The following is a 22415-nucleotide window of genomic DNA, read 5'->3' as shown; positions in this document are numbered from 1 at the left end:
CTTACATTCTAGCGCACCGGCAGGAAGTTGAAGAACAACAGGCCCTGCGCATAGTTGATGCCCACGCGCCGGGCGTTTTCGCCCAGCAGATTGGCGATCAGGTCCAGCCGGCCGATGATGGCGCCGAACTCGCGCTCGAAACTCAGGTTGGTGGCGGTGGGCGATATTTCGTTGGCCAGCAGCAGCGGCTCGCCGCGCGCGTCGCGGCGCGACGCCAGCAGCCAGGCGGCCGCCTCGACGTTGCGGGCTGCGTTGTAGATCCGCTGGCCGTCCAGCACGTCGGACAAGTACATGCGGGTCTTGTCGTTGTGGGCGGCGATCAGGGTGTCGGCCAGGCCGTAGATGAACGCCGCGACGCGGTCGCGCGGATAGGCCGGGTCGAGCGACACCGCCAGGATCTGGATGTCGCGCAGGCCGTTCAGGCCGGGCGGCGGCGTGCGGTTTTCGATCATGGCGCGCACGCGCGCCACGGCGGCCGGCTGGTCGGCCACGCCCGCCTTGCGCCATTCGCGCGGATTGCGGCGGTAGAGCTTGTCGAGCAGGGTATACAGGCTTTGCAGGTTGTCGCGGATTTCCAGGGTCACCGTGCGGTTGAAGTCAGTCTGGGCGAACTGGTCCATGGACATGTCTTCGCTGCGCGGCCCGACGGCAGCCGGCTGGGACATGCAGCCGGCCGCCAGCGCCAGCGCGCAGCCGGCCATGGCCCGGATCGCCAGCCGTGGCGTCATCATGCGCGGTGGATTCCTGTACCGGTCAATGCCTGCTCCGTGGTGAAAACGCCGGCGGCGGGCCGGCGCGTCCAGAATTTACCGTAGATACAACAAAAACGGCACCTTGCGGTGCCGTTTTCTGGCTCAAGAAACGCAAAGCTTATTCAGCTTGCGATTCCGGTTGCGATGCCGGTTCGGCGCCGCCGGCCTGTTGCTGCTCGATGCCGCCGATGGCCTTGATGGACAGGCGCAGACGGCCCTTGTCGTCGGCCTCGATGACCTTGACGCGGACTTGCTGGCCGACCTTGAGCACATCGTTGATGTTGGCGATGCGGTAGTTGGCGATTTCGGAGATGTGCAGCAGGCCGTCGCGGCCCGGCAGCACTTGCACGATGGCGCCGAAATCCAGCAGGCGCAGCACCGAGCCGTCGTAGACCTGGCCGACTTCGACATCGGCGGTCAGTTCGACGATGCGGCGCTGGGCTTCCTTGGCCTGGGCCTCGTCGACGCTGGCGATGACGATGGTGCCGTCATCGGAGATGTCGATCTGGGTGCCGGTTTCTTCGGTCAGGGCGCGGATGGTGGCGCCGCCCTTGCCGATGACGTCGCGGATCTTCTCGGGGTTGATCTTGATGGTCAGCATGCGCGGGGCGAAGGCCGACAGCTCGCCGCGCGAGCCTTCCAGGGCGTCGCGCATCTTGCCCAGGATGTGCAGGCGGCCTTCGCGGGCCTGGGCCAGCGCCACCTGCATGATTTCCTTGGTGATGCCCTGGATCTTGATGTCCATTTGCAGCGCGGTGATGCCGTTCTGCGTGCCCGCCACCTTGAAGTCCATGTCGCCCAGGTGATCTTCATCGCCCAGGATGTCGGTCAGGACGGCGAACTTGCCATCGTCGAGGATCAGGCCCATGGCCACGCCGGCCACGTGATCTTGCAGGGGCACGCCGGCGTCCATCATGGCCAGCGAGCCGCCGCAGACCGACGCCATGGACGACGAGCCGTTGGATTCGGTGATTTCGGACACCAGGCGGATGGTGTACTGGAAATCTTCGTGCGCGGGCAGCAGCGACACCAGGGCGCGCTTGGCCAGGCGGCCGTGGCCGATTTCACGGCGCTTGGGCACGCCGATGCGGCCGGTTTCGCCGGTGGCGAACGGCGGCATGTTGTAGTGCAGCATGAAGCGGTCGCGGTATTCGCCCATGAGCGCGTCGATGATCTGCTCGTCTTGCTTGGTGCCCAGCGTGGCCACGACCAGCGCCTGGGTTTCACCACGGGTGAACAGCGCGCTGCCGTGCGCGCGCGGCAGCACGCCCAGGCGGACTTCGATGGGGCGGACGGTGCGGGTGTCGCGGCCGTCGATGCGCGGTTCGCCGTTCAGGATCTGGCCGCGCACGATGCGGGCTTCGAGGTCGAACAGGATGTTGTCGACCGTGACGGCGTCGGGCGCGTCCTGGCCGGCGGCGGCGGCCTGCTCGGCCAGCGCGGCATGCACGTCGGCGTAGACGTTGCGCAGCAGCGTGGTGCGGGCCTGCTTCTGGCGTTCTTGGTAGGCGGCAACCAGCTTGTCTTGCGCGGCGGCGGCCACGGCGGCGATCAGGGCGTCGTTCTTGGCTTCGGGCTGCCAGTCCCAGTCGGGCTTGCCGGCTTCGCGCACCAGGTCATGGATGGCGTTGATGGCGGCCTGCATTTGCTCGTGGCCGTAGACCACGCCGCCCAGCATGACGTCTTCGGACAGCTGCTTGGCTTCGGATTCGACCATCAGCACGGCGTTTTCGGTGCCGGCCACGACCAGGTCCATTTGCGAGGACTTCAGCTGCGAGGCCGTGGGGTTCAGCACGTACTGGCCGTCGACATAGCCCACGCGGGCCGCGCCGATGGGGCCGTTGAACGGGATGCCCGAGATGGCCAGCGCGGCCGAGGCGCCGATCATGGCGGGAATGTCGGGATCGATTTCAGGATTGACCGACACGGTGTGCAGCACGACCTGCACTTCGTTGTAGAAACCTTCCGGGAACAGCGGACGCAGCGGGCGGTCGATCAGCCGCGAGGTCAGGGTTTCTTTTTCGGACGGCTTGCCTTCACGCTTGAAGAACCCGCCGGGGATGCGGCCCGCGGCGTAGGTTTTTTCGATGTAGTCGACAGTGAGGGGGAAGAAGGTCTGGCCGGGCTTGGCCTTTTTGGCGGCCACGACGGTGGCCAGCACGACGGTGTCGTCCACCGACACCAGCACGGCGCCGGAGGCCTGGCGGGCGATTTCGCCCGTTTCCAGCACGACCGTGTGCTGGCCGTATTGGAACGATTTGGTCACTTTATTGAACATGACGAGGATTCCTTACAAATGAAAAACCGTGGCCGCCGCGACAAACGTCGCACCGGCCACGGTTGCGTCATGGGGAGCCTGCCCCGTCGATCACTTGCGCAGACCGAGTTTTTCGATCAGTGCGCGGTACGAATCGGGATTGCGGCCCTTGAGGTAGTCGAGCAGTTTGCGACGACGGCTGACCATGCGCAGCAGACCGCGGCGCGAGTGGTGGTCCTTCATGTGCTCTTTGAAGTGACCGGTCAGTTCGTTGATGCGGGCGGTGAGCAGAGCCACCTGGACTTCGGGGGAACCGGTATCGCCCTGGGCGCGTTGGAACTGCGCGACGATGTCGGCTTTTTTGATGTCGGCTACGGACATGTAATGACCTCTTCGGACTTGCGGCAGGGCCGAGGCGCCCAGCCGTGGTTTCAAAAAAACGGCAAAAGCCGTGATGCTTGGATACTGCTTGCTTCTTTACACTGGTACTGCGTTCAAACTACTTGCTTTCAACTAGCAATTTGCCCGGCCATGCACAAGCGGCCGGGCAAATCAGGCGAGGATTATAGCCGATTCGCTAGAATTACCCTATTGGCCCGGCGCCTCCCCCTGCCAGGCCCCCGCGCCGGCCCTGCCGGCCCACCGGAGAACCGGGATGATTTGTAACATCTACCGTCTGGCCGGCCGCGCCGCGGCCGTGGCGGCCCTGGGCGCCCTGGCCGCCTGCGGCAACCTGTCCCAGGTGCCGCCCGGCACGCCCCTGGCCGACGTAGCGGCCCAGTACGGGCGGCCCAATTTCAGCTGCGACATCGCCGGCGGCGGCCAGCGCGTCATCTGGACCCAGCAGCCCTACGGCCAGTATGCCTGGGGCGCCAATGTGGGCGCCGACGGCCGGGTCGGCCAGGTGGTGCCCATCCTGACCGACGCGCATTTCAAGGTGCTGGCCAGCGGCGTCTGGACAGCCGACCAGGTGCGCTGCGAATTCGGGCCGCCGGCCCAGGTGGACGAGGTGGGGCTGCCCAGCGTGCGCCAGGTGGTGTGGTCGTACCGCTACAAGCAGTCGGGCGTGTGGAATTCGCTGATGTACGTGTACATGGGCCGCGACGGCCAGCGCGTGACGCGCTTTCATCCGGGCCCCGACCCCATGTACGACGAAGACTGGCGCTGGCGCTAGCCGCGCCGGCCCGGCGCTATTCGATGTGCGAACGGCGCTCTTGCTGCAGGCGCCGGGCGCGGTTCCAGCGCCAGGCCATGATCACCCAGCCCGACAGCCCGTACAGCACGAACAGGCCGAACAGCACCACCGGGGGGTCGCTGGACACGAACACGAATACGGCCACCACCAGCAGAATGCCCCAGAACGGCACGCTGCGGCCCAGGGCGAAGCTTTTGCCGCTGAAGAATGACGCGTTGGACACCATGCTGACGCCCGCGTACATGGTGACGCCGAAGGCCACCCAGGCCATGACGTTGTCGTGGATGGGCAGCTTGTTGTCGATGGCCAGCCAGACAAAGCCCGCCACCAGGGCCGCCGCCGCCGGGCTGGGCAGCCCCTGGAAGAAGCGCTTGTCGACCACGCCGATGTTGGTATTGAAGCGGGCCAGCCGCAGCGCCGCCCCCGCCACGTAAACGAACGCGGCCAGCCAGCCCCAGCGGCCCAGGTCGTTGAGTATCCATTCGTACATGACCAGGGCGGGCGCCACGCCGAACGAGGTCATGTCCGACAGCGAGTCGTACTGTTCGCCGAATGCCGACTGGGTGTTGGTCAGCCGCGCCACCCGGCCGTCCATGCCGTCGAGCACCAGGGCCACGAAAATGGCGATGGCGGCGACTTCGAAGCGGTCGTTCATGGCTTGCACCACGGCGTAGAAGCCGGCAAACAGGGCCGCGGTGGTAAAGGCATTGGGCAGCAGGTAGATGCTGCGGTGGCGATTTTCGGAATCGCGCATGGAGAAATTCGGCATGGTCACTGAAAGTGGCGGCGTATAAATGAAAGGTTAACCCATCCGGGCCGGCTTGCGGCTTCGTGCGCCCCCAATAAAAAAGCATCCCGCCTGGGGATGCCTTGGCATCGGGTGCCTGACTCCGAAGGTGTCAGACACCGCCTTGGGTAGATGATCCGGCCATTTCGGTGCCTGACGCCCCTGGCGGGAAGCCAGGCACCTGGCGGCGCGATCAGTTCTTCGACTTGTCGACCAGCTTGTTGGCGGCGATCCAGGGCATCATGGCGCGCAGCTTGCCGCCGACCTGTTCGATCTGCGATTCGGCGTTGATGCGGCGGCGCGAGGTCAGCGTGGGAGCGCCGGCGGCGTTTTCCAGGATGAACTTCTTGGCGTATTCGCCCGTCTGGATGGCGACCAGGGCATCGCGCATGGCCTGGCGGGTCTGCTCGGTGACGATCTTGGGGCCGGTCTCGTATTCGCCGAATTCGGCATTGTTCGAGATCGAGTAGTTCATGTTGGCGATGCCGCCTTCGTAGATCAGGTCGACGATCAGCTTGAGCTCGTGCAGGCACTCGAAGTACGCCATTTCGGGCGCGTAGCCGGCTTCCACCAGGGTGTCGAAGCCCGCCTTGATGAGCTCGACGGTGCCGCCGCACAGCACGGCCTGCTCGCCGAACAGGTCGGTTTCGGTTTCTTCGCGGAAATCGGTTTCGATGATGCCGGCACGGCCGCCGCCGTTGGCGCTGGCGTACGACAGGGCCACGTCGCGGGCCGAGCCGGATTTGTCTTGGTGGACGGCCACCAGGTGGGGCACGCCGCCGCCCTGGGTGTAGGTGGAGCGCACCGTGTGGCCGGGGGCCTTGGGCGCGATCATGATGACGTCGATGTCGTCGCGCGGCACGACCTGGCCGTAGTGCACGTTGAAGCCGTGCGCGAAAGCCAGCGCGGCGCCCGCCTTGATGTTGGCGTGCACTTCGTTGCGGTAGACCGCGGCGATGTTTTCGTCGGGCAGCAGCATCATGACCACGTCGGCGGCCTTGACGGCTTCCGCCACTTCTTTGACTTCGAGGCCGGCGTTGGCGGCCTTGTTCCACGAGGCGCCGCCCTTGCGCAGGCCGACCACGACCTTCACGCCCGAATCGTGCAGGTTCAGCGCGTGGGCGTGGCCTTGCGAGCCGTAGCCGATGATGGCAACGGTCTTGCCCTTGACGAGGGAGAGGTCGCAGTCTTTGTCGTAGAAAACTTTCATGTCGTGTGCTCCGGATTATGCGATTTTTGGGTGATTCTAGAGGGTTTGTACAAGGCGCGGAGGCCTTCAGAGTTTCAGGATCCGTTCGCCGCGCCCGATGCCGGACACGCCGGTGCGCACGGTTTCCAGGATGGCGCTGCGGTCCAGGGCGTCGATGAACGCCTGTACCTTTTCCTGCACGCCGGTCAGTTCGATGGTGTAGGACTTGTCGGTGACATCGATGATGCGGCCGCGGAAGATATCGGCCATGCGCTTCATTTCTTCGCGTTCCTTGCCGACGGCGCGCACCTTGATCAGCATGAGCTCGCGCTCGATGTGCGCCCCTTCGGTCAGGTCGACGACCTTGACCACATCCACCAGGCGGTTCAGGTGCTTGGTGATCTGCTCGATGACCTCGTCCGACCCCACCGTGACCACGGTAAGGCGCGACAGGGTGGCGTCTTCGGTGGGCGCCACGGTCAGGGTTTCGATGTTGTAGCCGCGCGCGGAAAACAGGCCCACCACGCGCGACAGCGCGCCGGGTTCGTTTTCCATGAGCACGGAAATCACATGTTTCATGGTCGCCTCCTTACAGGTCTTCAGAGCCGAGCAGCATCTCGGTCAGCCCGCGGCCGGCCTTCACCATGGGCCACACGTTTTCGGTGCGGTCGGTGATGAAGTCCAGGAAGACCAGGCGATCCTTGTGCTTCTTGAATGCTTCGCGCAGCGCCGGCTCGACGTCGGCCGGCCGCTCGATGCGCAGCCCGACGTGGCCGTAGGCCTCGGCCACCTTGACGAAATCGGGCAGCGAATCCATGTACGACTCGGAATAGCGCGAGCCGTAGTCGATTTGCTGCCACTGGCGGACCATGCCCAGGAAGCGGTTGTTCAGGCAGACGATCTTGGGCGTCAGGTGGTACTGCTGGCAGGTGGACAGTTCCTGGATGTTCATCTGGATGGAGGCTTCGCCGGTGATGACGGCGATGTCCGCGCCCGGATTGGCCATCTGCACGCCCATGGCGTACGGCAGCCCCACTCCCATGGTGCCCAGGCCGCCGGAATTGATCCAGCGCCGCGGCTTGTCGAACTTGTAGTACTGCGCCGCCCACATCTGGTGTTGGCCCACGTCGGACGTGACGAAGGCGTCGCCGCCGGTCACTTCCCAGAGCTTTTCAACCACGTACTGCGGCTTGATGACCTCGTCGGAGTTGGCGTACTTCAGGCATTCTTTGCCGCGCCAGGCTTCGATCTGCTGCCACCACTTGTCCAGCGGCGCCGGCTTGGTGTCGGCGCGCGCGGCATCGTATTGCGCGCTGAGATCGGCCAGCACGTCTTTCACATTGCCCACGATCGGCACGTCGACCCGCACGCGCTTGGAAATGGACGACGGATCGATGTCGATGTGGATGATCTTGCGGGCGTTCTGCGCAAAATGCCGGGGATTGCCGATGACGCGGTCGTCGAAGCGCGCGCCCACCGCCAGCAGCACGTCGCAGTGCTGCATGGCCATGTTGGCTTCGTAGGTGCCGTGCATGCCGGGCATGCCGACGTACTGGCGGCTGGTGCCGGCCAGGCCGCCCAGGCCCATCAGCGTGGTGGTGCACGGCGCACCCAGCTGATCGGCCACGTGGCGCAGTTCGGCCGCAGCGTCCGACAGGATGACCCCGCCGCCGGCGTAGATCATGGGGCGTTCGGCGGCCAGCAGCATCTGCACGGCCTTCTTGATCTGCCCCTGGTGGCCCTTGTTGACCGGCGCGTACGAGCGCATGCTGATTTCGCCCTTGGGCGGCACGTACTTGCAGGGCTGCAGGCTGACGTCTTTGGGGATGTCGACCAGCACCGGGCCGGGACGGCCGGTGCGGGCAATGTAGAAGGCCCGCCGCATGGTCTCGGCCAGGTCTTTCACGTCGCGCACCAGGAAGTTGTGCTTCACGCAGGGCCGCGTGATGCCCACGGTGTCGCATTCCTGGAAGGCGTCTTCGCCGATGGCCGCAGTGGGCACCTGCCCGCTGATGATGACCATGGGGATCGAGTCCATGTAGGCGGTGGCAATGCCGGTGACGGCATTGGTGACGCCCGGGCCGCTGGTGACGATGCACACGCCCACTTTTTGCGACGCGCGCGAATACGCATCGGCGGCGTGCACGGCGGCCTGCTCGTGACGAACCAGGATATGCTGGAATTTGTCTTGCTTGAAAATCGCGTCGTAGATGTACAGCACCGCGCCGCCGGGATAGCCGAAAACGTGCTCGACGCCTTCTTCGGCCAGGCAGCGCACGACGATATCGGCGCCTATGGTTTCCATGTTGTATTCCTTTCAGTACCGGCCCTGTTTTCCTGACCGTGGCACGCCCGGATACGGCGGCAACTGAACCCGGACCGGCAACGGCAGCATGATCTGGCGCTTTGAGGCTCACGGAGCCTCGCCACCCGGACACCCTGCCGACCCGGCACGCGTTCGTCGGGAACGCAGCGCAAACGCCCCTGGGGGACGCTGGAGGTCGAAATGGAAGCCTTGGCAACACACGCTTGTGGCGCGGCCAACAGCAGGTATTACTGGCGCGCAGCACCCGGAATGTAGCCCGGGCAGCCGGTTGGCCTGGGCGCCGGCATCGGATAGGCAGGCCGGCGCAAGGCAGCAAATTTACCGCGTTGCGGCATCGGGGGCAAATCGGCCCCTTGGGGCGCCCTGGCGCACCGCCCTGGCGGACCATCCGACCCCCAAAACCCCGCGCATCTTTCTATACTTGGACGATCGCATCCGAAAAGCGGCTCGTCCATGGATCTACGCATCGCCAGCATTCCGCGCTTTCTTTACAGCCACTACTTCTTCGGCGGGGTGCGGCAAGGGGTGGGCATGCTGCTGCCCGTCATGGTGCTGGGGGGCCTGTTCGGGCAGTACAGCTTCGGGCTGGTGGCCACTTTCGGCGCCCAATGCCTGGCCATCATCGACCAGCCCGGCGGCCCGCAGCGGCACCGCACCAACGAGATGCTGGGCGGGGCGCTGCTGGCCACCGCGGCGGTCACCATCACCGGCGCCGCTTCCACCTACCCGCTGCTGCTGTGGCTGGCGGTGATCGGGCAGTGTTTCGTGTTTTCGATGTTCTCGGTGTTCGGCAAGCGCGGCGGCCTGATCGGCTTTGCCGGCATGCTGATCATGACGCTGACCATGCATTCGCCGCTGGCGCCCAGCCAGGTGCTGGCGCATTCGGCGGCCACGCTGGGCGGCGCCCTGTTCTACCTGGTGTTCAGCCTGGGCTTCAGCCGCATCTTCTGGCTGCGCGAAGAGCGCCAGGCCATGTCGGTGGCGCTGTTCGCCACCGCCGACTACATGGCCGCGCGCAGCCGCTTCTATGACGAGACCACCGACCTGGACGACATCTACCGGGCGCTGATCCAGTCGCAATCGGTCATGACGGAAAAGCACCAGGCCGCGCGCGACATCGTGCTGCGCAGCCTGCCGCGCGGCGGCGGCTACCGCGACGGCGAGCGCGTGATGCTGTGGAACATGTTCGTGGACATGCTGCAGCTGCTGGACACGCTGGTGGCCACCCATACCGACTATGCCGCGTTGCGGCGCGCGCTGGCCGGCCACGACTGCCTGATGTTCATGCGCGACGCGCTGACCAAGATGTCGCTGGAACTGAACCGCATCGCGCTGGACGTGTCGCGCGGACGGCCGGTGCAATACCGCAGCAGCACCAAGGCGGAACTGCGCGCCATCGAATACGAGATCGAGCAGTTCAAGCAGCAGGGCATGGGCGAGAAAGAGCCCGAGATGCTGGCCCTGATCGTGCAGGTGCTGCGGCGCCTGCGCAATGCCGCGCGCATCGTCGGCAAGCTGGCCGACCATACCGCGGCCCGCCCCGATGCCGAGCCCACCAGCGTGCTGCGCATCGACAAGTCACTGACCCAGTTCATGTCGCGCCAGGAATTGCGGCTGGGCATGCTGACCAGCAACCTGCGGCTGGACTCGCCCTACTTCCGCTATGCCACGCGGGTGACCCTGGCGGCCGCCATTGCCATGGGCCTGATCGCCCAACTGGCCACGCCGCAGGTGTCGTCGGCGCACAGCTACTGGGTGCTGCTGACGATCATCATCATCATGAAACCCGGCTTCGCCCTGACCCGCCAGCGCAACGGCTGGCGCCTGATGGGCACGCTGATCGGCTGCCTGCTGGCGCTGGCGCTGTTCCGCGTGACCACGCGCCCCGAGGCGCTGTTCGCCGTGCTGCTGGCGGCCTGCATCATGGGCAACAGCCTGGTGCAGCTCAATTACATGGCCAGCGCCATCTTCAATACGCTGTTCGTGGTGATGGTGTTCCACTTCGTGGCGCCGGGCACGGTGTCGATGGAAGTGATCGGCGAACGCGCGCTGGACACGGCGCTGGGCTGCGCCATTGCGCTGGTATGCAGCTATGTGCTGCCCTGGTGGGAAGCGCGCTACATGAAGCCGCTGGCGCGCGCCGCCACCAATGCCAACCGCGAATACCTGCGCACCGGCCTGCAGTACGCCCGCGCCATGCAGGCCCATGCCGCGGGCGCCGCGCCGCCCGAAGGCGCGCCCACGGCGGAAGAGGCCGACATCGCCTGGCGCCTGGCGCGCAAGAACGTGCACATTGCCTTCAGCAACTTTGCCGAGGCGTTCTACCGCATGATGAGCGAGCCGCGCTCGCACCAGATGAACGTGCCCGAGTTCAACAACCTGCTCATCCAGAACCACATCATGGCGTCGCAGATCACGGCCGCGGTGCCTATTCTGGCGGGCCTGAAGCAGTCGCCCGAACCCATGCGGCAGGCGCTGGCGGGCATCGTCGACATGCTGGACGACAACCGCCCGGCGCCGCTGGATCTGCCCAGCCAGTTCGACACCGAAGGCGAGCTGGCCGCCCTGGCCTACCCGCTGAAGCAGATGCTGCGGGCCTCGACGCAGATACGGCAGGAGCTGGCCGCCGTGGCCGACCCGCCGCGCAGCCGGCCGACGGCGGTGCCGGCTTGAGCGGCGGGGCTTGCCCGACTCTGCCCCAGGTGTCTGGCTCCGCAGGCCAGACACCGAAGTGTGCAGCGGCCGTCTCAACGGCACGGTGTCAGGCACCTGGCGAAGCCTGGCACATTACCCACGGTCTGGAGTGAAACTGAGGTGTCTGACACCCTGCGGGAGTCAGACACCTGGCGCAGGCCAGGCACCTGGCAATATCACGCAGCGCGCCGGCGCGCGGGCCAGAAATACCAGACGGCCGCGCCCGCCTGCAGCGCCAGCACCACGCCCCAGGCCGACAAGTGCGCCGCGGGCGGGTACACCCCGCCCTGGCGCGGCCACAGGTCGACGATCCATCCCATGCCCACCTGGCACAGGAAGATGGTCAGGAACATCAGCAGGTTGGTGGTCGAGGCGACCCGGCCCAGCAGTTCCGGCGGAAACTCGCCCGCCAGCAGCGCGTAGACCAGGATGTTGGCCGAGCCGAACGCGCCGTAGCAGGCCCACAGCACCGCGGGCGGGATCGGCGCGCGCATCATGATCAGGGCCTGTGTCAGCAGGAACAGCACCATGCAGGCACCGCCAAACCCGTACAGCCCCAGCCCCAGGCGCTCCATGCGGCGGGCCATGGCGCCCAGGCCCACATTGCCGCCCATCATGGCGAAGCCCAGCAGCGACACCAGGCCCGCGGCATGCGCGGCATCGAGACCGTTGACGTCGATCAGGTAGGGCCGCACCCACAGCGATTGCACGCCATAGAAGGCCCCGCCCGTCATGACCGGCAGAGACACCAGCCGCCAGTAGCGGCCATCGCGCAGCAGCGCGCAGGTGCCGCGCCATTGCTCGCCCAGCGAGGGCGCGCTGCGGTGGCGCGCGCCTTCGCGCGGCGCGCCGAACCAGATCAGCGCGGCGACCGCCAGCGTGAAGAATGCCAGCCCCACGCTGACCGCCTGCCACGAACTGCGCCCCAGCAGCCAGGACAGCGGCGAGCCGACCAGCACGCCGCCCAGGCCGCCCACGGCCATGACCAGGCCATTGACCATGGGCAGGCGCGCCAGCGGAAAGGTCTGCGCCAGGGCCTGGAACGCGGCCCCCAGGCACACGCACACGCCCGCGCCGATGAGCAGGCGGCCCACCATCAGGCCGGCCAGCGAATCCGACAGCCCGTACACCAGGGTGCCCGCCGCGGCCAGCAGCAGCATCAGCGCGTTGACGCGCCGCGGCCCCCAGGTGTCCAGGAACAGCCCGGCCGGCAGCTGCATCAGCGCGAACCCCAGGAAATACAGGCTGGTCAGGGTGCCCAGGTCGGCCGCCGACAGGTTCAGCTCTTGCGTCAGGTACGGCCCGAAGCCGATGTTGACGCCCCGGAACAGGTACGAAACCAGGTAGCCCAGCGAAAAAAACAGGAAGACGCGCAATCCAGCGGACATGAATGGCCGCTTTATGCTTTGCGCCGGAACACCAGTTTGTCGGCGCTGGAGGCCAAGGCGTCGTAGGCGTAGCCTTCGCTGTCGAACTTCTGCAGGCCTTCGGGCTTGGCGACCTTGTGCTCGATGGCATAACGCGCCATCAGGCCGCGCGCGCGCTTGGCATGGAAGCTGATCACTTTCCAGGCGCCGTTCTTCCAGTCCTGGAACACGCACTGCACCACGCGCGCCTTCAGCACTTTCAGGTCTACCGACTTGAAATACTCTTCCGACGCCAGGTTCACCACGATGGGCGCTTTCTGGCCGGCCAAGCGTTCATTCAGATAGTCGGCAATGGTGCTGCCCCAGTACTCGTACAGGTTCTTGCCCTTGGATGTGGCCAGGCGCGTGCCCATTTCCAGCCGGTAGGGCTGCATCAGGTCGAGCGGGCGCAGCACCCCGTACAGGCCGCTGAGAATGGCCACGTGCTCTTGCGCCCAGTCGAGCCGGGCCGCCGACAGCGTGCCGGCCTGCAGGCCTTCGTACACGTCGCCGTTGAAGGCCAGCACGGCCTGGCGGGCGTTGTGCTGGGTGAACTTGCGGGTCCAGGCGCCATAGCGCGCCACGTTGAGCTCGGCCAGGGCCGGGCTCAGGCTCATCAGCCCGGCAACCTCGTCGGCCGAAAGCTTCTTCAGCACCTTGATCAGCGCGGCCGACTGGTCGACGAACAGCGGCTGCGTGTGGTGCTCGACATGGACCGGCGTGTCGTAGTCCAGTTTCTTGGCGGGAGAAAGCAAGAACAGCATGTTCCAGGGTTCCTTGGTTTTTCTTGGTATGTAGAAAAGGCGGTCAGCGGGCCGTCCAGCCGCCGTCCACCGAGATGGTGGTGCCGGTGACCTGGGCCGCGGCATCCGACGCCAGGTAGACCGCCGTGCCGCCCAGCTGTTCGGGCGTGACGAATTGCAGCGAGGGCTGCTTTTCGCTGAGCAGTTCGCGGGCGGCGGCGTCCTGGTCGACATGGTCTTTTTCGGCCAGGGCGGTAATCTGCTTTTCCACCAGCCCGGTGCGCACCCAGCCCGGGCAGATGGCATTGGCGGTAACGCCGCTGCCGGCGGTTTCCAGGGCGGTGACCTTGGTCAGGCCCACCACGCCATGCTTGGCGGCCACGTACGCCGACTTGCTGGCCGAGCCCACCAGCCCGTGGGCCGAGGCGATATTGATGATGCGCCCCCAGCCCTGCTTTTTCATGTGCGGCAGCGCGGCGGCGCTGCCATGGAACACCGCCGACAGGTTCAGCGCCAGGATGGCGTCCCATTTTTCGACCGGGAAGTCCTCGATCAGGGCGGTGTGCTGGATACCGGCGTTATTCACCAGGATGTCGATGCGGCCCAGCGACTGCACCGTGTTGGCCACCAACTGGCGCACGGCCTCGCCGCGCGACAGGTCGGCGCCGTCGTACAGCACCTTCACGCCATGCTGGCTGGCCAGGCCGGCGCGCAGTTTCTCGATCTCGGCCGCGTCGCCGAACCCGTTCAGGACAATATCGGCGCCCTGCTGCGCAAAGGCAATGGCGATACCCAAGCCGATGCCGCTGGTGGAACCGGTGACGATGGCGACTTTTCCTTTGAGCATGCGAATTCTCCTGTCTGGATTCGGGCCGGGCCCGGGATGGAAGACCGGCCCCAAGTGTAGCCGCGCGGTCCGTCACAATGCGGCGAGGCCCCACCCCGGGCGGGGGCATGGCGGCCGGCACGGCCGGCGCCTGTGTTTTTGGCTTTGGGGGGTGCGCGTGGCCGGTTTTTTTCTGATATAGTCTCGGTCTTCGCTTTTTTGCAAAGCGAAGGTCCGGACGTCTGCCAGACGACCACGGCGCCTGGCGCCGCAGGCAGCGTCCCGCCGGATGGCCACATCCGGCAAGGAAAACGGACACCGGAGAGGTGGCAGAGTGGTCGAATGTACCTGACTCGAAATCAGGCGTACGGTATCCCCGTACCGTGGGTTCGAATCCCACCCTCTCCGCCAGAAATACCGAAGCCCCTGACTTGTCAGGGGCTTTTTCTTTGGCCCGCGCTTGAGCGGGCGAGTGGCTGCAAGCCGCTTTACATATCCCCCCCGGGGGGATAGGATGCGGCGATGAGCACGTCCGACCCCCATCAACACCACGACACCGTCGTCAAGCGCCTGAAGCGCGCCGAGGGCCACCTGCGCGGCGTCGTGCAGATGATCGAAGCGCAACGCCCCTGCCTGGACATCGCCCAGCAGCTGCACGCGGTGGAAAAGGCCATTACGCAGGCCAAGAAACTGCTTATCCAGGATCACATCGACCATTGCCTGGAAGACGTGGTGGGCAGCGTGGGCAAAGAACAGCGCCTAACGGTCGATGAATTCAAGGCAATCACCAAATACCTGTAGAGTCCGCTACCGTGCTTTCATTCACCGAACTCATGCAGCAGGGCGCGGCCCATGCCTGGCTGTTCATTCCCAGCGCCATCGTGCTGGGCGCCTTGCACGGCCTGGAGCCGGGGCATTCGAAGACGATGATGGCGGCCTTTATCGTGGCCATCCGCGGCACGATGGGCCAGGCCATCCTGCTCGGCCTGACCGCCACCATTTCCCACACGCTGGTGGTCTGGGGCATTGCCCTGGGCGGCATGTATTTGTGGCGCGGCATCGATGCCGAAAATATGGAGCCCTATTTCCAGCTTGCCTCGGCGGCTGCCATCATTGCCATCGCAATATGGATGTTCCTGCGCACGCTGAAGGAAGAACGGCTGCGCCAGGCCGCCGGCCACGGACATCACGGCCACGATCATGGCCATGCGGAAGGCAGCGCGCACCATCATCACCACGGCCAGCATCACGGCCACGGCGAACCGCGCGGCCCGGCCCTGCCGGACGAAGGCTACCAGGATGCGCATGAATTGGCGCACGCCCACGACATCCAGCGCCGCTTTGCCCACCGGAATGTCACCCACTGGCAAATTGCGCTTTTCGGGCTGACCGGAGGCCTGATCCCCTGCCCGGCCGCCATCACGGTGCTGCTGCTGTGCCTGCAGCTGAAGCAGGTATCCCTGGGTGCGGTGCTGGTGCTGTGCTTTTCGGTCGGGCTGGCGCTTACACTGGTTACCGTGGGCATGGCGGCGGCCTGGAGCGTACGCCATGTCAACAAGCGCTATAGCGGCCTGTCGGCCATCGCGCGCCGCGCGCCCTATCTGTCCAGCCTGCTCATTATTGCAGTGGGCCTTTACGTAGGCATCCACGGCTGGCTGGGCATTGCAGCCCGGGGCTGACCCGCAGCGTCCCGCCATGTCCCGCTCTGAACGCCTTTTCGACCTTCTGCAAGCGCTGCGCCGCCACCGCCGGCCGGTCAGCGGCAAGGTGCTGGCGCAGGAAACCGGCGTCAGTATCCGCACGCTGTACCGGGACATCGCCAGCCTGCAGGCCCAGGGCGCCATGATCGAGGGCGAGCCGGGCGTGGGCTATGTGCTGAAGCCCGGATTCCTGCTGCCGCCGCTGATGTTCCCGCCCGAAGAGCTTGAAGCGCTGGTGCTGGGTTCGCGCTGGGTGGCCGAACGGGCCGACCTTCAATTGCGCGAAGCAGCCGTCAGCGCGCTGGCGCGCATCGCCGCGGTGCTGCCGCCCGAACTGCGGGTCGAACTCGATACGGCCGCGCTGCTGGTGGGCCCCGGCGCACAAGTGCCGGCGGAACGCGTCGCACTGTCGATCCTGCGCGCGGCCATCCGCGGCGAACGCCGCCTGTCGGTGGCGTACCGCGACGCGGCCGGCGAGGTTTCACAGCGTGTCATCTGGCCGTTCGCGCTGGCCTTTTTCGACCACGTGCGCGTGCTGGTCGCCTGGTGCGAACTGCGCCAGGATTTCCGCCATTTCCGCACCGACCGGATCGCGCAGGCCGAGACGCTGGAAGGCCGGTATCCGCAACGGCGGCTGGCATTGCTGAAGCAGTGGCGCGAAACACAAGGGATCCCCGAACGGGAAATCTGATACTGCCAAAATTTGGCAGTATGTGTGGCTAGAGTACGGGTTCACGCAACCCGGAGACACTCCATGACCACCCGCAACAGCATCCTGCTTTACGTGGCCGACGCGCCGGCCAGCGCCCGCTTTTATGCGCGGCTGCTCGACCAGCAGCCTATCGAGGCCAGCCCCACCTTCGCCATGTTCATCCTGCCGTCCGGCCTGGGGCTGGGCCTGTGGGGCAAGGCGGGCGCCGAACCGCCGCCCACCGCTGCGGGCGGCGGCAGCGACCTGGGCTTCAGGGTCGAGGCGCCCGACCGGGTCGATGCGCTGCATGCCGACTGGCAGGCCAAGGGCGCGGCCATTGTGCTGCCGCCCACCGACCTGGATTTCGGCCGCACCTTTGTCGCGGCCGACCCCGACGGGCACCGGCTGCGGGTGTATACCGTAAACGAAGGCTAGCCACGCACCCTGCTGCTTATTCGGTTTCGGCGCCGAATTTCTGCAGCAGGCCCACCAGCAAGGGGCGAATGCTCTGCAATTGTTCGAGGTGGGCCGTGGCCAGCGCGTCGAGCGTGCTTTCGGCCTGCGGCGTCAGGCGCAGCAACGCGCGCCGGCCGTCGCTGGGGTCGGCCCGGCGGGCCAGCATGCCCATTTGCACCAGCCGGCTGACCAGTTCCGCGGCGCTGTGCGATTTGATGCACAGCCGCTGGGCCAGTTCGGTAACGGTCAAGGGGCCGCGGCTGGCCTTGATGGCCAGCAGGGCCTGGTGCTGCTGCGGCGCCAGCCCCTGGGCCTGCGCCTCGGCCTCGCCGTACAGGGCGAAGCGGCGCAGTTCGTGGCGGAAATCCGCCAGCACGGCGAAATCGGCCGGCTGCAGCGCCCGAAGCGCGTTGCGGGCATGCGAAGATGAGAGCGTCAGTGCATCCATTACCCTGCCGATGGTACGCATGCGGCGCCGCCGGGTGGCATTACGGAATCGTTAATTATTGGTAATGCAGCCGGGCCCGACGGGGGAAATGCGTATTGGGCTGGGCTAGAATGCGCCGCTGTACGCCAGGCCTTGCAGGAGATAACCATGTGGCGCTGCCTGATCGTCGAAGACGATGCCGACAATGCCCGCTATATCGCCAACGGGCTCAAAGAACTGGGCTACGACCCGGTCATCACCATGGACGGGCCGACCGCGCTGCAGCGGGCCACCGCCGAGCACTGGGACGCCATCATCCTGGACCGCATGCTGCCCAACGATGTCGACGGGCTGTCGATTCTGTGGTCGCTGCGCGCGCTGGGCCGCAAGACGCCGGTGCTGGTGCTGAGCGCACTGACGGCGCTGGACGAGCGCGTGCGCGGGCTGAAGGCGGGCGGCGACGACTATCTGACCAAGCCGTTTGCGTTTCCCGAGCTTGCCGCGCGCGTCGAGGCGCTGATCCGCCGTTCCTCGTCCGGCTATGAGCAGCGCCAGCTTACCGTGGCCGACCTGTCGCTGGACCTGGTCAGCGGCCAGGTCACGCGCGGCGGCCGGACCATCGCGCTGCAGCCGCGCGAATACAAGCTGCTGGCCTACATGATGAACAACGCCGGCCAGGTACTGACGCGTACCATGCTGCTGGCCACGGTGTGGGGTTATCACTACGATCCGCAGACCAACGTGATCGATGTGCATATCAGCCGGCTGCGCCAGAAGATCGACGGCGCGGGCGAGGCGCCGCTGATCCACACTGTGCGCGGCGTGGGTTACCGCCTGGCGGCGCAGGCGGACGCCGGCCGGCAGGCGCGTTCATGATGGGCCGCCTGGCACGCTGGCTGCGCGCCATCTGGAGTTCGGTGGCGTTCCGCCTGACGCTCAACTACAGCATCCTGGCATTGCTGGCCTCGCTGCTGTCGCTGTTCTTCATGTACTACCAGAGCGTGAAGATCCTGGAAGCGCAATTCTCGCGCCAGGTGCAGATCACGTCGCAGCGCATGAACGCCCATTTCGAACAGGGCGGCCTGGCGGGCCTGGCCCGCGAGATCTCGCTGGAAATGGCCGACCACGTCAACACCGACACGGAAATGTTCATGCTGCTGGACCCCGCCGGCCGCATGCTGGCGGGCAATATCGCCTGGGACCCATCCGATGCGCCGCTGAACGGCAGCGGCGTGATGCGATCGGTGCAATTGCGCGGGCAGCCCGTGCACGGCTACCTGGTGGCGCGCAAGCTGCGCGACGGGTCCACGCTGATCATCGGGCACGACCTGCGCGACCTGTACGAACTGACCGACCTGATCCAGAAAGTCAGCCTGGTTGCCACCGGCGTCATTGCGCTGCTGGTGCTGCTGGGCGCCGCGCTGTTCCGGCGGGTGCTGCAGCGCCGCGTCGAGGTCATCCGGCGCACGGCGGCGCAGATCGGCGCCGGCGAACTGGGGCAGCGCATTCCGGCGCACCCCAGGCAGGACGAGTTCGCGCTGCTGTCCAACGACATCAACCGCATGCTGGACCGCATCGAGCTGCTGATGCACGGCGTGCGCAATGTGTCGGACGCCGTGGCGCACCAGTTGCGCACGCCCCTGACGCGCATGCTGGTGCGGCTGCGCACGATCGACTGGAACCAGGACTCGCGCGCGGACATCCGGGCGCGGGTCGATGGCCTGCAGGCCGAACTGGAAGACCTGGTGAAGGTATCGGAAAAGCTGCTGCAGATCGCCGAGCTGGAATCGGGCACGCGGCGCAAGCATTTCGAACCGCTGCGGCTGGACGTCATTGCGCGCGATGTGGCCGAGCTGTACGAAGCCGTGGCCGAAGACCGGCAGGCGGTGCTGACCTTTCACGGCGACGGCCCCGCGCCGCTGCTGGGCGACCCCGACTTGCTGGCCGGCGCCATCGCCACCCTGGTGGACAACGCCTTGAAGTACGCCGGCGACGCGGCGCGCATCCGTATCGAGACCGTGCAGACCGCCCAGGAAACCCGGCTGACCGTCATCGACAACGGCCCCGGCATTCCACCCGAAAAAATGGGGCGCATCGGCGAACGGTTCTATCGGGCCCATCGCCACGTGCCGGGCTACGGCCTGGGCCTGGCTACCGTCATGGCGATTGCCCGGCTGCATGGCGGCCGCCTGGAACTGGGCAACGCGCAGCCCGGGCTGTGCGTGCGCCTGCACTTTCCGCGCGACCCTGCCCTGGCCGCTGCCTAGCTGCCGGGCGCTATGCCGGCCAGGTGGCCAGCAAAGCGCCCAGCACGGCGCAGCCGGCCACCACCAGCCAGGCGGGCAGCTTCCAGGCCGTCAGCGCGGCCAGCGCCAGCAGGGCCAGGGCGAAGTCCGCCGGCCGCAGGATGGCGCTGGTCCAGACCGGCTGGTACAGGGCGGCCGCCAGCAGACCCACTACCGCGGCATTGACGCCGGCCAGCACCGACCTGGCGCGCGGGCCGCGCCGCAGGCTTTCCCAGAACGGCAGCGCGCCGGCCACCAGCAGGAACGACGGCAGGAAGATCGCCGCCAGGCACAGCATGCCGCCCAGCCAGCCCGAGGGCTGGCCCTGCAGCGAGGCGCCCAGGAAGGCGGCGAAAGTGAACAGCGGCCCCGGAACGGCCTGGGCCGCGCCATAGCCGGCCAGGAAGACATCGTTGCCGACCCAGCCCGGCGGCACCACTTCGGCCTGCAGCAGCGGCAGCACCACATGGCCGCCGCCGAACACCAGCGAACCGGCGCGGTAAAAGGCGTCGACCAGCGCCAATACATGGCTGGGAAACACGGCGGCGGCCAGCGGCAGGCCCGCCAGCAGCGCCGCGAACAGCAGCAGCCAGGCGCCCCCGGCGCGGCGCCCCACGGCGATGGGCAACGCCTGGTGCGCCGCCGGACTGGACGAGGCCAGCCACAGACGGCCGGCCAGCGCGGCCGCCGCCAGGATGCCCACCTGCGTCCAGGCATAAGGCAGCAATGCGGCGGCGCACGCGGCGGCGACCATGATGCCGACGCGCCGCGCATCGGTGCACAGGCTGCGCGCCATGTTCCAGACCGCCTGCGCCACCACCGCCACGGCGACGACTTTCAGGCCGTGCAGCACTCCCGGCGCCAATGCCTGCCCGAAGTGCGAGATGCCCAGGGCGAACAGCACCAGCAGCGCGGCCGAGGGCAGCGTGAAGCCGGCCCAGGCGGCCAGCGCCCCCAGGTAGCCCGCGCGCGACAGCCCCAGGGCCATGCCCACCTGGCTGCTGGCCGGCCCCGGCAGGAATTGGCACAGCGCCACCAGGTCGGCATAGGCGTGCTCGCTGAGCCAGCGCCGCCGCGCCACGAACTCGGCATGGAAATAACCCAGGTGGGCCACCGGCCCGCCGAACGAGGTCAGGCCCAGGCGCAGGAAGACCAGGAAAACCGTCCAGGGACGGGTGTCGCGCGGTGCGGAATCGGCCATATATGCAGGGTATGTGTTTGAGGTTCGCCGCGATGCTAACCGAAGTGATATTACGGCCACATGCGCGGCGGCGCGCCGTCCGGTGCTACCATGGCCTGCACCGCCCGGCCGGCCATCGGTCCGGCGCCGGCCAGCGCCGGCATTTCACCAGGAGTCCGCTTGCTACTCGAATATCTGAAGTATGTCGGGCTGGGCCTGGTGGCGCTGCTGCCCGTGGCCAACCCGCTGACCAGCACCACGCTGCTGCTGGCCCTGAGCCGGGGCTACACCACCCAGGAACGCAATCGCCAGATCGACCGCGCAACCATTTACGTGGCGGCCATCATTCTGGTGTGCTTCTACGCCGGCAACGCCATCATGTCGGGCTTCGGCATCTCGATTCCGGGCCTGCGCATCGCCGGCGGCCTGATCGTGGCCTACATCGGCTTCGGCATGCTGTTTCCCAGCCAGACCGAGGCCTCGGTACAGCTCGACATGGCGCCGGATGAGCCCAGCGTGCACGTGGCCACGCCGCACGGCCCGCAGCGCCCGAAACCGCGCGACATCGCATTCATTCCGCTGGCCCTGCCGGGCACGGCCGGGCCGGGCACCATCGCGCTGATCATCAGCAGCGCCTCGGCGCTGCAAAGCCACGGCGGACTGCAGCCCATCCACCACCTGGCGGTGATTTCCGTGGCGATACTGGTGGCGCTGCTGTTCTGGATCTGCCTGCGCAGCGCCGAGCGGGTGGTTCATGTGCTGGGCGAGTCGGGCATCGACGCGGTCTCGCGCATCATGGGATTCCTGCTGATATGCATGGGCGTGCAGTTCGGCATCGACGGCATTTTCGAACTGATGGGCAAGACCGTGCCATAAGGCGCGCGGCAACCTGCCTGGGCTACGCCGCCAGCAGCGCCAGCGCCGGGCGCACCATGCCTTCCAGCAGTTCGCGCTCGGGCCGGGTGCGCGCCATGACGCGCACGCCCATCAGCACGCTCAGCAGCAGGCGGGCCAGGTCGTCGGCCGGCTGGGCCGCCGTGATGACGCCGGCCTGCTGGCCGGCGGTGACGCAGCGCAGGAAAAACGCCTCGATGCGGGCCAGGACACCGGCCACCACTTGCTGGAATTCCGGGTCGTGCGGCGCGACTTCCAGCGCCGAATTGATGATCATGCAGCCCTTGCGCTGGCGGTCCGCCAGCGAGCGTTCGACGATGTCGGCAAAGAACGCGGCCAGGGCCTCGCACGGCGGCAGCGGCTCGACGCGCCGGACCCGCGCGCTGAAGCTGGTTTCCACGTAGTGGTCGAGCGCGCGCCGGTACAGCGAGCGCTTGTCGCCGAACGCGTTGTACAGGCTGGCGCCGGTAATGCCCATGGATTCGGCCAGTTCGCGTACCGAGGTCGCCTCGAAGCCGCGCGCCCAGAAGCAGCCCACCGCCGCGTCGAGCACTGCCGTTTCGTTGAATTCTCGTGGCCGGGCCATGATGTTGTCCTTGCAAGGGCG

22 protein-coding genes and 1 tRNA gene are annotated in these 22415 nt (G+C 66.8%); 10 read left to right on the top strand and 13 right to left on the bottom strand.

Translation table 11 applies throughout. The features are described from left to right. Positions 1-8: 8 nt before the first annotated feature. The 3 genes from J2P76_RS07650 to rpsO all read right to left on the bottom strand — a co-directional run bounded on the left by J2P76_RS07650 (position 9) and on the right by rpsO (position 3390). A complete protein-coding gene (locus tag J2P76_RS07650; protein ID WP_207405876.1) occupies positions 9-731 on the bottom strand; it encodes a hypothetical protein in 723 nt (240 codons plus the stop codon). Positions 732-870: 139 nt separating this feature from the next. Next, positions 871-3030, bottom strand: a complete 2160-nt coding sequence (gene pnp, locus J2P76_RS07645; RefSeq protein WP_207405874.1) for a polyribonucleotide nucleotidyltransferase — start codon at positions 3028-3030, stop codon at positions 871-873. Positions 3031-3120: 90 nt separating this feature from the next. Then, positions 3121-3390, bottom strand: coding sequence for a 30S ribosomal protein S15 (rpsO, locus tag J2P76_RS07640; protein WP_012248532.1), 270 nt, complete (start codon positions 3388-3390; stop codon positions 3121-3123). 274 nt (positions 3391-3664) lie between these two features. Here rpsO and J2P76_RS07635 point away from each other — a divergent pair, with 274 nt between their 5' ends. Then, positions 3665-4183 (top strand): hypothetical protein, encoded by a 519-nt coding sequence (locus J2P76_RS07635; protein WP_207405872.1) that lies wholly within the window; start codon positions 3665-3667, stop codon positions 4181-4183. A 16-nt stretch (positions 4184-4199) separates the two neighbouring features. Here J2P76_RS07635 and pssA read toward each other — a convergent pair whose 3' ends face one another. From pssA to J2P76_RS07615, 4 genes are all read right to left on the bottom strand, one after another. Next, positions 4200-4973, bottom strand: a complete 774-nt coding sequence (gene pssA, locus J2P76_RS07630) for a CDP-diacylglycerol--serine O-phosphatidyltransferase (protein ID WP_207405870.1) — start codon at positions 4971-4973, stop codon at positions 4200-4202. A gap of 211 nt (positions 4974-5184) precedes the next feature. Then, positions 5185-6201, bottom strand: a complete 1017-nt coding sequence (gene ilvC / locus J2P76_RS07625) for a ketol-acid reductoisomerase (RefSeq protein ID WP_207405868.1) — start codon at positions 6199-6201, stop codon at positions 5185-5187. Positions 6202-6267: 66 nt separating this feature from the next. Continuing rightward, on the bottom strand, positions 6268-6759 hold the full coding sequence (gene ilvN, locus J2P76_RS07620; protein WP_012248528.1) for an acetolactate synthase small subunit: 492 nt from the start codon (positions 6757-6759) through the stop codon (positions 6268-6270). 10 nt (positions 6760-6769) lie between these two features. Continuing rightward, entirely contained in the window at positions 6770-8485 is a 1716-nt protein-coding gene (locus tag J2P76_RS07615; RefSeq protein WP_207405866.1) for an acetolactate synthase 3 catalytic subunit, read from the bottom strand. 474 nt (positions 8486-8959) lie between these two features. Between J2P76_RS07615 and J2P76_RS07610 the strand changes: the two genes are divergently transcribed. Next, the gene (locus J2P76_RS07610; protein ID WP_207405864.1) at positions 8960-11179 is read left to right on the top strand and encodes an FUSC family protein; all 2220 of its coding nucleotides are present in this window, start codon (positions 8960-8962) and stop codon (positions 11177-11179) included. 197 nt (positions 11180-11376) lie between these two features. Here the strand turns inward: J2P76_RS07610 and J2P76_RS07605 are convergent, their stop codons facing one another. Genes J2P76_RS07605 through J2P76_RS07595 form a run of 3 tightly spaced genes read right to left on the bottom strand, consistent with a single transcriptional unit; the run spans position 11377 to position 14196 of the window. Further along, positions 11377-12588 (bottom strand): MFS transporter, encoded by a 1212-nt coding sequence (locus J2P76_RS07605; RefSeq protein ID WP_207405862.1) that lies wholly within the window; start codon positions 12586-12588, stop codon positions 11377-11379. Positions 12589-12599: 11 nt separating this feature from the next. After that, entirely contained in the window at positions 12600-13370 is a 771-nt protein-coding gene (gene yaaA / locus J2P76_RS07600) for a peroxide stress protein YaaA (protein ID WP_207405860.1), read from the bottom strand. Positions 13371-13413: 43 nt separating this feature from the next. Beyond that, positions 13414-14196, bottom strand: a complete 783-nt coding sequence (locus tag J2P76_RS07595) for a 3-hydroxybutyrate dehydrogenase (RefSeq protein WP_207405859.1) — start codon at positions 14194-14196, stop codon at positions 13414-13416. A 299-nt stretch (positions 14197-14495) separates the two neighbouring features. On the opposite strand from J2P76_RS07595, the gene J2P76_RS07590 reads away from it, so the two are divergent. The 5 genes from J2P76_RS07590 (at position 14496) to J2P76_RS07570 (ending at position 17001) form a co-directional block, all read left to right on the top strand. Further along, a tRNA-Ser gene (locus J2P76_RS07590) sits at positions 14496-14586 on the top strand. A gap of 111 nt (positions 14587-14697) precedes the next feature. Then, complete coding sequence (locus J2P76_RS07585) at positions 14698-14976, top strand: metal-sensing transcriptional repressor (RefSeq protein WP_207405857.1); 279 nt, start codon at positions 14698-14700, stop codon at positions 14974-14976. Positions 14977-14987: 11 nt separating this feature from the next. Further along, positions 14988-15854, top strand: a complete 867-nt coding sequence (locus J2P76_RS07580; RefSeq protein WP_207405850.1) for a nickel/cobalt efflux transporter — start codon at positions 14988-14990, stop codon at positions 15852-15854. Positions 15855-15870: 16 nt separating this feature from the next. Continuing rightward, positions 15871-16566, top strand: coding sequence for a helix-turn-helix transcriptional regulator (locus tag J2P76_RS07575; protein WP_207405848.1), 696 nt, complete (start codon positions 15871-15873; stop codon positions 16564-16566). Between the two features lie 63 nt (positions 16567-16629). Continuing rightward, complete coding sequence (locus J2P76_RS07570; protein ID WP_207405846.1) at positions 16630-17001, top strand: VOC family protein; 372 nt, start codon at positions 16630-16632, stop codon at positions 16999-17001. A gap of 16 nt (positions 17002-17017) precedes the next feature. Here J2P76_RS07570 and J2P76_RS07565 read toward each other — a convergent pair whose 3' ends face one another. Further along, positions 17018-17470 carry a MarR family winged helix-turn-helix transcriptional regulator gene (locus J2P76_RS07565; RefSeq protein WP_207409150.1) on the bottom strand — a complete coding sequence of 151 codons (453 nt, stop codon included), beginning with the start codon at positions 17468-17470 and terminating at the stop codon, positions 17018-17020. 147 nt (positions 17471-17617) lie between these two features. On the opposite strand from J2P76_RS07565, the gene J2P76_RS07560 reads away from it, so the two are divergent. Together J2P76_RS07560 and J2P76_RS07555 are read left to right on the top strand one after the other, a co-directional pair. Next, on the top strand, positions 17618-18325 hold the full coding sequence (locus tag J2P76_RS07560; RefSeq protein WP_207405844.1) for a response regulator transcription factor: 708 nt from the start codon (positions 17618-17620) through the stop codon (positions 18323-18325). Then, a complete protein-coding gene (locus tag J2P76_RS07555; RefSeq protein WP_207405842.1) occupies positions 18322-19716 on the top strand; it encodes a sensor histidine kinase in 1395 nt (464 codons plus the stop codon). The genes J2P76_RS07560 and J2P76_RS07555 overlap by 4 nt, the downstream gene beginning before the upstream one ends. A gap of 10 nt (positions 19717-19726) precedes the next feature. On the opposite strand, the gene chrA is transcribed toward J2P76_RS07555, so the two are convergent. Further along, the gene (gene chrA / locus J2P76_RS07550; protein ID WP_207405840.1) at positions 19727-20935 is read right to left on the bottom strand and encodes a chromate efflux transporter; all 1209 of its coding nucleotides are present in this window, start codon (positions 20933-20935) and stop codon (positions 19727-19729) included. A 159-nt stretch (positions 20936-21094) separates the two neighbouring features. Between chrA and J2P76_RS07545 the strand changes: the two genes are divergently transcribed. Next, positions 21095-21790 carry a MarC family NAAT transporter gene (locus J2P76_RS07545; protein ID WP_207405838.1) on the top strand — a complete coding sequence of 232 codons (696 nt, stop codon included), beginning with the start codon at positions 21095-21097 and terminating at the stop codon, positions 21788-21790. A 22-nt stretch (positions 21791-21812) separates the two neighbouring features. Here the strand turns inward: J2P76_RS07545 and J2P76_RS07540 are convergent, their stop codons facing one another. Continuing rightward, positions 21813-22394 carry a TetR/AcrR family transcriptional regulator gene (locus J2P76_RS07540; RefSeq protein WP_207405836.1) on the bottom strand — a complete coding sequence of 194 codons (582 nt, stop codon included), beginning with the start codon at positions 22392-22394 and terminating at the stop codon, positions 21813-21815. Positions 22395-22415 lie beyond the last annotated feature (21 nt).

The organism is Bordetella petrii (assembly GCF_017356245.1).
In the GTDB taxonomy this organism is placed as follows: Bacteria; Pseudomonadota; Gammaproteobacteria; order Burkholderiales; family Burkholderiaceae_B; genus Bordetella_A; species Bordetella_A petrii_D.
Note: the sequence above shows the minus strand (reverse complement) of the source record. Positions and strands in the feature narration are given on the sequence as shown.